Genomic DNA, 11716 nt, shown 5'->3' with positions numbered 1-11716 from the left:
GTTGACTCCGCAGACGATCAGAGCAGAATAAAATCATTCCTGCGTCACTGCTCAACAGAAGGGACGCCTACGATGACCATCGCCAGGAAACTCCAGCACTATATCGAGACCGAGGGTGTCGACTACGACACTGTCCCTCACCACCGGACCGCAACGACCAGCCAAACCGCCGAGGCCGCCCATGTTCCGGGCAACAGGCTGGCCAAATCCGTGGTCGTACACCACGAGATGGGCTACGTGCTTGCCGTCGTGCCGGCCACGCACCGGGTCGAGCTCTCGACGTTGCAGGATGTGATGAACCGGCGTCTCGGCCTCGCCTCGGAGGAAGAAGTCAGCACGCTCTTCAACGATTGCGAGATCGGCGCCGTGCCGCCCATCGGATCGGCCTATGGCGTACCGGTCATCCTCGACGAGAGTCTCGACAAGGCCAATGACGTCTATTTCGAGGGCGGCGACCACCGAACCCTGGTGCATATGAGCGGCACCAGCTTCCGCAACCTGACGAGGGATGCTCAGGTAGCCCGTTTCAGCCATCCCGGTTGAACGGCGCAGCAGGCCCGTGTCGTCGCAGGGCTACGCTGTTGTCTACGCGCAAGCTAAGCAACTAATTCCGGAGTGGACTTCTGACGATGTGAAAAAGGGCGCTTGAACCCGAGAGCTTGAGCTTGGCGGATGGCTGGCGAGACGCGGTCAGCACAGCCTACTGGAGCATCTGCCGTCGCCTTCGTGCCGCGAAGGCTCAGGACCGTGCCGACGAGGAGGAAGGAACTGCTATATGATTGTTTTCACAATTTAATTCTTCATCGAAGAAACAACGCTCACGCCAACCGCACTCACTTTGGCCTGCCCCGGCTGAATCGACAATTTCCTTCTGCAAAAGCATTCGTTCATCAGGGGTAAGTTCAGCTTCTACTCTTGGCAAAAATGCTTGCGCGAGCGGATTACCTTACTCGGCGCTCGCCCTAAGCCAACGTGTAGCACGCAGTCGACCGAGCTCCACACCGGCGCCAAGGTGCACCGATCATCGCTTGCGCGCCAGCATGACCTCGTTGAGCCGCTTGCAAAAACCAGAATGCGGCTTGCTTTGGATCCCCGGGCCTGAGAGGTAGGTGACGTTTCGTACCGAAGACGTGGGTGGGGTGACAATCTCGTGCCGTACGGATTGTGACCCATGTGGCAGGGACATTCCGTCATCCCCCACGTGTCCAGGAGGGACACAGAGAGAATGGCGCACCCGAAGAGATTCGAACTCCTGACCCCCAGATTCGTAGTCTGGTGCTCTATCCAGCTGAGCTACGGGTGCGTGGCTGAAGCGGTGACCACCGCTTGCGTGGCGATCCTCTAAAGCGTCCTTTCGGGGATTGCAAGCGCCTTTCGGCAAAAAACTTCATTTTTGCGACAGCGGTGGACAAGCCGGCGTTGCGCTAACATCCCGGTCGCAGGAGAGGCGTCAGGAGCGTCCCTTGGCGCGGAAAGCATCGAGGCGCACCGGGCGGTCCGGAAGCTCGATGCGGAACAGCGTGCCGGGCGTCGGCTTCTCGACGAGCGCGATCGTGCCGCCATGGGCGAGAACAAGCTCACGGGCGATCGCCAGGCCGAGCCCGGTGCCGCCGGAGCGCGCCGAGCCGCGGAAGGCCGCGAAGAGGTTCTCGCGTGCCTTGGCCGGCATGCCCGGGCCGGTATCCTCGATGGAGATCGTCACGACGCTGCCGGTCCGCACCGCCGAGACGGAGACCACCCTCGGGCGGCCGTTCTCCGGCTGGTGGTTCGTCAGTGCCTGGACGGCATTGCGGCAGATATTGTGGACGACGCGGAAAAGCTGCTCGCTGTCCGCATCGACTAAGATGTCGTCGCGGATCTGGACGTCGAATTCGATGCCGCTCTGGCGGTCAACGGCCAGGAGCTCGCCGACATCCTGGACGAGCGGGCGAAGCGCCACGAAGCGGCGATGCGGTTCGGCCTCCGCAGTCCGCCCGTAGGAGAGAACCTCCTGCGTATAGCCGACGGCGCGGTCGATGGTTCTGAGCAGCGTCGGCGCAAAGCGCTTGACGACGGGATCGTCAACATCGGCAAGCCGGTCCGAGATGAGCTGCGCCGAGGACAGGATGTTGCGCATGTCGTGGTTGATCTTCGACACCGCAAGGCCGAGCTCGGCGAGGCTCTTCTGCTGCTTCAAGGTCTTCTGCAACTCGCGCTGCATGCTAGCGAGGTGCTGACCGGCGATCGCCAGCTCGTCGCCGCCGTCGGGCGGCACGAGGACGCGTTCGGGGCTCGAAGGCTCGTCGGAGAACTCCTGCATGCTTGCCGTCAGGCGTTTTATCGGCACGATCAGCATGCGGTTGATGGCGAGGAAGATCAGCGCCGCGGTAATCAGCGAAATGACGATCGACAGCAGGAAGACGTTGCGCGAATAGACGAGCATGGCCTTGCGCAGGCTCGCATCCTTCATCACCAGCTCGATCGTCGCATCGCTCTCGCCGAGCGGCCCGTAGACGCGCATGATGCGGCTGCCGCCAAAAAGCAGCGTGTCGAACGCGTCGCGGATCGCCCCGAGGGCCGTGAAATTGGCGATGTCGTATTCGCGGTCGATCGCCGGCGGCATGTCGACGGTCGCGATCATCCGCGAGGCATCCTTGCGGCGGATGACGATCGCCTTGGTGCCGGTGGCCATCAGGGTCTCGCGCTGTACGGCGCGCGGCAGCTCGATGTTCTGCAGCCCGTCGACGACGACGGCGGCGGCGGCCACGGTGTTCAGCCGGTCCTCGAGCCAGCGGATGCGCATGTTGGCGACGGAGGGCACGAAGATCAGCACCTCCGCCAACATGACGAAGGCGATCGTCAGCAGGAGGAGCTTGCCGGAGAGTCCGCGCAGAAATCCGACGGCCGCTCGCGGCGGCGCACTCTCTTTGGCCGGACGTGCGTCTTCTACCATCACCAGTGACTATTCCCTGCCCTCAGCCGAAACGCCGCAGGATGCGGATCGCGGAGCGAACGAAGCGATTTCGCGCCAGTGGAGAATAATAGGAGATCGCCGCCTGTTTTCCAATCTCGGAAACGGTGGGATAGGGCGCGACATAGTCGCGAAAATTCTTGAGTGTCAGCCGGTTGGCAATGGCGAAGGCCCAAAGGTTGATCATCTCGCCCGCACCGGCGCCAGCGATCCCGGCGCCGAGAATGCGCCCGCCGCGGCCGGCCACGACCTTGACCATCCCCCGGCCCAGGCCGTCCGTTCGGGCCCGGTCGTTTCCTGCCAGGTCCCAACGGACCACGTCAATCGCGCTAAAGCTTGCGCGCGCCTCCTCCTCAGTCGGTCCAACCTGGGCAATTTCCGGGTCCGTGAAGGTGACCCGGGGAACGATGTCCCGGATTTCGCGCGCCGGCAGTCGAAAGAGGATTTGCTGCAGGACGAGCCGGGCATGATAGTTCGCGGCATGTGTGAATTGCAGGCCGCCGGCCGCGTCGCCGATCACATAGACGCGGCGGTTGCTGGTGCGCAGGTCAGCGCCGACGAAAATCCGCTGCGCATCGTGGCGGATCCCGGCCGCACCAAGGTTCAGGGCCGCATGATTCGCGGTGCGGCCCGCGGCGAGCAGCAGATCGCTGCCATCGATGTCGAAGGCGGCATTTTCGCCCACGCAATGCAGCCGGATCCCCTTGCCATCGCGCTCGACCGAGCGAATGTCGGTCCTCTCGTGCAGCACTGCGCCTTCAGCGCGGACGGCATCGAGCACGATCGCCTTCAGTTCCGGGTCCTCCCTCGACAAGGCGTCCGCCCTCTCGACGACCGTGATGCTGGCTCCCAATCGGCAATGGGCCTGCGCCATCTCGAGACCGAACGGCCCGGCGCCGATGATGACGAGATGGCGCGGCAGAGGGGTGAAGTCGAACAGCGATTCGTTGGTCAGGAACGGCGTCTCCGCCAGGCCGGCGATCGGCGGAATGGCGGGCGAGGAGCCCGTGGCGATGACGAAGCGCCGGGCGCGGATGAGATGATCGCCGGCGGCGACGGTTCGGCCGTCGACGAAGCGGGCCGGCTCCTGGATGACCTCTACGCCAAGGCCGGAGAAGCGCTCGACCGAATCATGCGGCGCGATGCCCTCGATCACCGAGCGGATGCGCGCCTGCAGCCTTTCGCCGTCGATGAAGGGCTCCGCCGACAGGAGGCCGAATTCGCCGGCCTGGCGCATCGCCTGCGCCCGTCTTGCCGCCGCGATCAGCGCCTTCGAGGGCACGCAGCCGTAGTTCAGGCAGTCGCCACCCATCTTGCCCTGTTCGACGAGAACGACCGGAACGCCGAAGGCGGCCGCACCGGCGGCGAGCGACAGGCCGGCCGCCCCGCCCCCGATCACGCAGATGTCCGGATTAAGAAGCTTCCCCACGCCGCCCGCCTTCCCGCCATCAGCCTTGTCGACGTGACTTTATTAGCCTGTAGGCCAGAGGCAATGCCGCAAAAAGGGCCAGCGCGAGAAGGGCGAGCGAAATTTCCTTGGTGGCGAAATCCGAAAGCGACAGCGCGTGGCCGCTCTCGCCGGCGCGGGCGATCACGTCATCGAGTTCGCAGCCCAGCCACGCATAGGCAAAGGTAGCCGGAACGATGCCGATGAGGGTGGCGGAAACGAAGGTGCGCAGCTTCACGTCGAAGAAGGCCGGCGCGATATTGACGATGAAGAAGGGAAAGATCGGCGCCAGCCGCAAGACCAGCAGGTAGAGGAATGCATTGCGCCGGAATCCTACCGCGAGGCGCTCCAGAAAGCGTCCGGCACGCCGGCGCAAGAGATTGGCGAGGACGCCGCGCGCCGCGAGGAACAGGAGGCTTGAGCCCAAGGTAGCGGCAAGAACAGTGATCGCGCCGCCGAGGAAGGGGCCGAACAGAAAGCCGGCGGCAATCGTCAGCACCGACGCCGCGGGGATTGAGAAGACCACCGCCGCGACATAGAGGACGAAGAAGGCGAGGCCCGAGCGAAGCGGATAGGCGTCGACATGGAGGCTCAGCGCCTCCTGATGACGGACGAGCGCCGACAGCGAAACATAGTTCTGCAGCCCGAGGGCGTAGGCGGCCACTCCGCCCGCAAACAACAGCGCCAGCGGCAGGACCCGCCAGCGCGACGACCGGCCCCCTCCAAAAACATCGTCCTTCCGGCCCGGCGACACTCTCAGGGCCGCTCCTTCTTCCGCCCTGTTGCTGACATCCTGGCTCATGGACTTTGCTTTCGACGAGACTTGCTCCTGACTTAAAAGGACTCCGAGCCGCGGACCAGTAAAGAATGGTCGCGCCCTCAAACGTCACTGTGAAAGGGCGGCGATGACAACTCACTTTGCCGTGAGACGAAAAGAGCCCGCGACCGGCGGCCGGCGGCTCCTTGAGATCGCTCGGGTCTGCCGAGCCGACGCTTACAGCGCCGCGCGTCTTTAGACGCTGTAACACTTGAACATCGTGCTTTCCGAAAATCGCCTCCGATTTTCGGGCCGATGCGCTAGAACTCTTCCCATTCGCTGCGGGCGGCGGCGGCCGAGCCGCCGCCGAAGGCGCGGGCGACCGTTCCGATCATGCGGCGCGCGGGCGAAGCGACCGGGCGGCTCGTCTCCCTGGCCGGGCTGGCTGCACGCGCCGGCTCGCGCTCGACCTTGAAATAGGTGATGAGCGTGGCGAGAGCGTTCGCTTCGGCGGAAAGCTTGTGCGTCGCCGCATTCGCCTCCTCGACCATTGCGGCGTTGCGTTGCGTCACCTGATCCATCTGGTTGACGGCGGTACTCACCTCGCCGAGCCCTGTCGACTGCTCGCGTGCGGCGGTGGCGATCGAATGGATGTGATCGTTGATCTTCAGCACCCGCGTCTCGATCTCACCGAGCGCGGCGCCGGTCGCCTGCACCAGCTTGACGCCGGTCGCCACCTCGCTGCCGGATTTCGAAATGAGCGCCTTGATGTCCTTGGCGGCGCTGGCGGCGCGTTGGGCGAGTTCGCGGACCTCCTGCGCGACGACCGCGAAACCCTTGCCGGCGTCCCCCGCCCGGGCCGCCTCGACGCCCGCATTCAGCGCCAGCAGGTTCGTCTGGAAGGCGATCTCGTCGATGACGTTGGTGATCTGGCCGATCTCACTCGAAGCCTGCTCGATGCGCCCCATCGCCTCGATGGCATTGCGGACAACCGAGGCGGATTCGGCGGCGTTTTCCTTCGCCTCGGTCACCATGACGGTGGCCTCATGCGCCCGCTCGGTGGAACTCTTCACCGCCGCGGTGATCTCGTCGAGGGCGGCGGAGGTCTCCTCCAGCGCGGCCGCCTGCTGCTCGGTCCGCTTCGACAGGTCGTCGGCTGCCGAGCGCAACTCGGACGCGTTGCCGTTGATCGAATCCGTCGCCGAACGCACCTCGCGCATGGTCTTCTGCAGGGTCGAGAACGTCTCGTTGACATTCTTCTGCAGTTCGGCGAAGGCACCCTGGAAGCGGCCGTCCATGCTTTGCGTCAGGTCGCCGGCGGCAAGGCTCGCGATCACCCGACGCGTTTCGGCGATGCCGCTGTCGACGCTGCCGACGAGCTCGTTGACGCTGGCGGCGAAGCGGTTCAGATCGTCGTTGTCGTAATCCTTGCCGATGCGCTGGGCGAAGTCGCCGGCGGCCGCGGCCGCAACGACGATGCCGATGCTCGACTGGAGGTCGGCGCTCTTTTCGCGCAGCGCCGCTTCCTGGGCATTCAACTCGCGCACGGCGAGCCCGTTCTGCTTGAAGACTTCGACGGCCGCCGCCATGTCGCCGATCTCGTCCTTGCGCCCGGCAAAGGGCACATCGACCAAGAGGTCGCCGCTGGCCAGCAGCTTCATCCGGCCGGTCAGGTCGACGATCGGCCGGCTGAGATGATTGGTGCCGATATAGAAGGCCGCACCTATGCCGGCAGCCATGCCGAGGCCGGCCATGCCGAGGAGGACGAGAACGACGGCGTCTTCGAAGGCGGCGATCTCATCGTTGATGGCTTGAAGCGACTCACGGTCGGCGTCGACGACGACGTCGATCTCCGCCTGGAAAGCCTTGCGGTTGGCGCGGTTCGCCTCGTTGTTACCCTGCTCGTTGGCGGCCTGCGGCGAGACCTCCCGGCCGAGCCGCGCGGTTTCGGTGCGGAACGTCTTGAATTCCTCGGCCCGCTTGGCGACCGCATCGAAGGCCGGCAGCCTGTCGGCCGGAACCAGCGGCCGCCAATCCTTCAGCAGCGCGTCGATCTTGTCGAGGTTCTTGAGGATGCCTTCGGCGAAAGGGGTTGCCTTCTCGATCGTCGGTGCGGCGTAGACGCCGCGCGACTCCATCACCACGGCCGTGACCAGGCGATTGAGCCGCTCGCCCTTGAAGCTCCGTTCGGACGCGTTCTGGAGTTGCTGAAGCTCGTCGTTGTATCTGGATACGATCATCAACGACATGCCGGTGATGGCGATCGCCAGCAGGCCCATGATGCCGACGATCAGGTAGATCTTTCCGCGAATTCTCATTTCCTGCTCTCCTCGCCGCCGCCACTCACGCCAAGCGAGCATGGGCACGCGGTATACACGTTTCAGTAAATTCTAAAATACCGGAGGTTAACAAAGACCTCAGCATTTCATGAAATGTGCCGGAACGAGGCGTCTCCCTGATCGATATCGCCTTCTGCTCGGCTTTGCGCGGGGGAAAAGTGGCGGGAATTGACTTTACCGGACATTTGTCCTTATAAGCCGCGCACGTCCGGTCAAGCCGCGCGAAAGCGGAGCCATGCCCGGTAACGTAAACGCTCTTGCAAATTGCAAACCCAAGAAGGGCCGCACACCGCGGTATTAAATAAATGAAGCGTACCTACCAACCGTCCAAGCTTGTTCGCAAGCGCCGTCACGGCTTCCGTGCACGCATGTCCACCAAGGGTGGCCAGAAGGTCCTCGCAGCCCGCCGGGCTCGAGGCCGCAAGCGTCTTTCGGCCTGAGCCGAAGCTGCCCGAAAGCATTGTTTGGGCACATGACGTCAGAAAAAGACAAGACCACTGTCGGACGGCTGAAAAGCCGTCCGCAGTTTTTGGCGGTCAGGGCGGGAGAAGCCCGAAAAGGGCCGCACTTCCTCCTTGAAGTGCTTGACCGGGACGATCCGGAAGGCGAGGCCCGCGTCGGCTTCACCGTCACCAAAAAACACGGCAATGCCGTCGAGCGAAACCGCATGCGCCGACGCCTTAAAGAAGCCGTGCGGCTGTCCGCCGGGTTTGCAATGAAACCCGGACACGACTATGTGATTGTCGCCCGACGCGATCTCCTGAATGCACCTTTTGACGCATTGACCCGGGCGCTCAAGGATCGCATCGAAAACAAGCCGAAACCGAAACGGCCGCCGGCCGGTTCCAGGAAACCATGATGGAAAACAACCGCAATTATTTCGTGGCGATAGCGCTCTCGGTGCTGATCCTCGTCGCTTGGCAGTTCTTCTATGTCAATCCACGGATGGAAAAGGAGCGGATCGCTGCGGAAAATGCCCAGCAGACGCAGCACGCGCAGCCCCAGCAGGGCGGCGAGCCCGCCGCGCCCGGCCAGGCACTGCCCGGCGGCGCGGTCCCCGGCGAAAGCCGCGATCAGGCGGTCGCCAAGTCTGCACGCGTGGCGATCGACACGCCGGCGCTTTCCGGCTCCATCAACCTGACCGGCGCCCGTTTCGACGACCTGAAGCTCAAGGGGTACCGCGAGACAGTCGACCCGAAGAGCCCGGTCATCACCCTTTTCAGTCCGGCAGAAACCGCCGACGGCTATTTCACCGAGATCGGCTATATCGGCAGCGACGCGACCGGCTCGGTGCCGGGCCCGCAGACAGTGTGGACGCTCTCGGGCGGCGACAAGCTGACGCCGGCAACGCCCGTCACGCTCACCTACACCAACGACAAGGGCATCACCTTCGCGAGGACCATCTCGGTCGACGATCGCTATATGTTCCAGGTCGTCGACAGCATCAAGAACGCGGGCTCCGCGCCGGCCTCGCTTTCCTCCTACGGCCGGGTGACGCGCTTCAACAAGCCGACGACTCCGAGCATCTACGTGCTGCACGAGGGCTTCATCGGGGTCGCCGGCGAAAACGGCCTGCAGGAAGTCGGCTATTCGAAGGTCGAGGACGACCAGCCGGTCGAACCGGGCAAATCGACCGGCGGCTGGCTCGGCATCACCGACAAGTACTGGGCTGCGACGATCGTGCCGCCGCAGCAGACGCCCTTCGACATCCGCTTCTCTCACTTCGCCGATGGCCGCCCGCGTTACCAGAGCGATTACAAGAGCGATGCGATCACCGTCGCCCCGGGGCAGGCCGCGGAGGTCAAGAACCTTGTCTTCGCCGGCGCCAAGGAAGTACCGGTCGTCGACAATTATGAAGTGGCCTACGCTATTCCCAATTTCGACAAGCTGATCGACTGGGGCTGGTTCTACTTCATCACCAAGCCGATGTTCAAAATGATGGACTTCTTTTTCCGTCTGTTCGGCAATTTCGGCATCGCGATCCTGATCACCACGATCGTCGTCAAGCTGATCTTCTTCCCGCTCGCCAACAAGCAATATGCCTCAATGGCAAACATGAAGAAGGTCCAGCCGAAGATGGAGGAACTGAAGAAGAAGTTCGGCGACGACCGCATGGGGCTGCAGCAGGCGATGATGCAGCTCTACAAGGACGAGAAGATCAACCCGCTGGCGGGCTGCTGGCCGATCCTCATCCAGATCCCGGTGTTCTTCGCGCTCTACAAGGTGATCTACGTCACCATCGAGATGCGTCACGCGCCGTTCTTCGGCTGGATCAGGGATCTCTCCGCCCCCGATCCGACGACGATCGTCAATCTCTTCGGCCTGCTTCCCTTCGACGGGCCGGCCTTCCTGCATCTCGGCATCTGGCCGATCGTCATGGGCATCACGATGTTCCTGCAGATGCGCATGAACCCGACGCCGCCGGATCCGACCCAGGCGATGCTGTTCACCTGGATGCCGCTGGTCTTCACCTTCATGCTGGCGTCCTTCCCGGCGGGTCTGGTGATCTACTGGGCCTGGAACAACACCCTGTCGATCCTTCAGCAGGGAATCATCATGAAGCGCCAGGGCGTGAAGATCGAGCTCTTCGACAACCTGAAGGGGATGTTCGCCAAGAAACCCAAGCCGGCGGAATAGCCGGCACTTCGCTCCCCTGCGCCAGTTTGCGGCCCCGGATCACAAAGATCCGGGGCTTTCTCATTTCCCGTGAGAGGAACCGCCGCGGCGGCCGAAGGTGCGGCTGCGCTTGACAAGCGGGGCCAAAAGCCCGATGCCGGCCCGGCAAAGAGGAAGGTCAGGACATGTCCGGGAAGAACAATCAGAACGCCTCGAGTGTCTTCGGCCGGCCATGGATCTTCATCCGCGGCGTGCCGGCGATGAAATTCCTGCCGCCCGAGGGCCCGGTCGAGATCGCCTTTGCCGGACGTTCCAATGTCGGCAAGTCCTCTCTGATCAATGCGCTCGTCGGACACAAAGGGCTCGCCCGCACCTCCAACACGCCAGGCCGCACCCAGGAACTCAACTATTTCGTGCCCGATGGCTATTCCGGCGAGGCCGATGATCTGCCGCCGATGGCGCTCGTCGACATGCCCGGCTACGGCTACGCCCAGGCGCCGAAGGAGCAGGTCGATGCCTGGACGAAACTCGTCTTCGACTATCTGCGCGGCCGCTCGACGCTGAAACGCGTCTACCTGCTGATCGACGCACGCCACGGCATCAAGAAGAACGACGAGGAAGTGCTGTCGCTCCTCGACAAGGCGGCGGTCTCCTACCAGATCGTGCTGACCAAGGCCGACAAGATCAAGGCCGCCGGCGTACCGCGGCTGGTCGCCGAAACGCTCGAGAAAATCAAGAAGCGGCCGGCCGCCTATCCCGAGGTGTTGTCGACCTCGTCGGAGAAGGGCGCCGGGATCGAAGATCTGCGCACGGCGATCGAGCAGGCCGTCCTGCGCTAAAACCGTCATGCGCGGCACCGGTCGCCGGTGCCGCCAAAGACATCTGCCGCAACTCACTACCCGACGACTTCGGCCGCTCTATCTCCTCGCTGGCGACGACAGGTGCTCGTCGCCTCACGGTCAGAGGAGAGAGAGATGTCCGACTTGATTGTCATTGGTTTCGACACGCCGGAGGAGGCCGACCGGGTCCTCCTGAAGCTCCACAGCCTGAAGAAGGAATATCTGATCGATCTCGAAGACGCGGTCGTCGTGGTGCGCGACGCCGAAGGCAAGGTGCATTTGAAGCAGAGCCTCAATCTCACCACCGTCGGTGCCGCCTCGGGTCTTCTGTCAGGCTCGCTCTGGGGTGGACTTGTCGGCTTGCTTTTCCTGAACCCGCTCGCCGGCTTTGCCATCGGCGGCGCGCTCGGCGCAGGCGCCGGAGCCCTCTCCGGTTCACTTGCCGACTACGGCATCGACGACGAATTCATCAAGTCGCTCGGCAGCACGATCCCGAACAATTCGTCGGCCCTTTTCATCCTAGTGCGCAAGGTGCAGCCCGAGAAGGTTCTGGCCGAACTCTCGGGGCTTCGCGGCCGCGTATTGAAGACTTCGCTCTCGCCGGAGCAGGAGCAGAAACTGCAGGCCGCCCTCTCCGAGGCACAGACGCCGTCGCCGCAGGCGGGGAGCTTTTAACTCTTCAGTTGATGAAGAAACCCCCACTCCCAGCCGCGGCGTGTGCGCGTCCAATTGGACGCGCGGCGCTGGAGAAGGTTGCGGCAGCCGGAT

10 protein-coding genes and 1 tRNA gene are annotated in these 11716 nt (G+C 63.5%); 6 read left to right on the top strand and 5 right to left on the bottom strand.

All coding sequences use genetic code 11. The features are described 5' to 3' along the window. The first annotated feature begins 72 nt into the window (after positions 1–72). Positions 73–543: an aminoacyl-tRNA deacylase gene (locus tag CO656_RS09680; RefSeq protein ID WP_037420633.1), complete on the top strand. Its 471-nt coding sequence runs from the start codon at positions 73–75 to the stop codon at positions 541–543. Positions 544–1226: 683 nt separating this feature from the next. Here CO656_RS09680 and CO656_RS09675 read toward each other — a convergent pair. The 5 genes from CO656_RS09675 to CO656_RS09655 all read right to left on the bottom strand — a co-directional run bounded on the left by CO656_RS09675 (position 1227) and on the right by CO656_RS09655 (position 7472). Then, a tRNA-Arg gene (locus CO656_RS09675) sits at positions 1227–1303 on the bottom strand. A gap of 147 nt (positions 1304–1450) precedes the next feature. Beyond that, positions 1451–2932, bottom strand: a complete 1482-nt coding sequence (locus tag CO656_RS09670; RefSeq protein WP_097525575.1) for a HAMP domain-containing sensor histidine kinase — start codon at positions 2930–2932, stop codon at positions 1451–1453. 22 nt (positions 2933–2954) lie between these two features. Continuing rightward, complete coding sequence (locus tag CO656_RS09665; protein ID WP_097525574.1) at positions 2955–4379, bottom strand: FAD-dependent oxidoreductase; 1425 nt, start codon at positions 4377–4379, stop codon at positions 2955–2957. A 19-nt stretch (positions 4380–4398) separates the two neighbouring features. Further along, a complete protein-coding gene (locus CO656_RS09660; RefSeq protein ID WP_097525573.1) occupies positions 4399–5199 on the bottom strand; it encodes a TVP38/TMEM64 family protein in 801 nt (266 codons plus the stop codon). A gap of 275 nt (positions 5200–5474) precedes the next feature. Beyond that, a complete protein-coding gene (locus CO656_RS09655; protein ID WP_097525572.1) occupies positions 5475–7472 on the bottom strand; it encodes a methyl-accepting chemotaxis protein in 1998 nt (665 codons plus the stop codon). Positions 7473–7798: 326 nt separating this feature from the next. On the opposite strand from CO656_RS09655, the gene rpmH reads away from it, so the two are divergent. The 5 genes from rpmH (at position 7799) to CO656_RS09630 (ending at position 11623) form a co-directional block, all read left to right on the top strand. Further along, on the top strand, positions 7799–7933 hold the full coding sequence (gene rpmH, locus CO656_RS09650; RefSeq protein ID WP_012706673.1) for a 50S ribosomal protein L34: 135 nt from the start codon (positions 7799–7801) through the stop codon (positions 7931–7933). Between the two features lie 20 nt (positions 7934–7953). Next, a complete protein-coding gene (gene rnpA, locus CO656_RS09645; RefSeq protein ID WP_037420648.1) occupies positions 7954–8352 on the top strand; it encodes a ribonuclease P protein component in 399 nt (132 codons plus the stop codon). Next, a complete protein-coding gene (gene yidC / locus CO656_RS09640) occupies positions 8352–10130 on the top strand; it encodes a membrane protein insertase YidC (protein ID WP_172900160.1) in 1779 nt (592 codons plus the stop codon). The genes rnpA and yidC overlap by 1 nt, the downstream gene beginning before the upstream one ends. 164 nt (positions 10131–10294) lie before the next feature. Next, positions 10295–10948 (top strand): ribosome biogenesis GTP-binding protein YihA/YsxC, encoded by a 654-nt coding sequence (gene yihA, locus CO656_RS09635; RefSeq protein WP_037420653.1) that lies wholly within the window; start codon positions 10295–10297, stop codon positions 10946–10948. Between the two features lie 135 nt (positions 10949–11083). Next, entirely contained in the window at positions 11084–11623 is a 540-nt protein-coding gene (locus CO656_RS09630) for a DUF1269 domain-containing protein (RefSeq protein ID WP_037420656.1), read from the top strand. Positions 11624–11716: the final 93 nt, after the last annotated feature.

This window comes from Sinorhizobium sp. FG01, from assembly GCF_002531875.1.
Lineage (GTDB): Bacteria > Pseudomonadota > Alphaproteobacteria > Rhizobiales > Rhizobiaceae > Sinorhizobium > Sinorhizobium fredii_C.
Note: the sequence above shows the minus strand (reverse complement) of the source record. Positions and strands in the feature narration are given on the sequence as shown.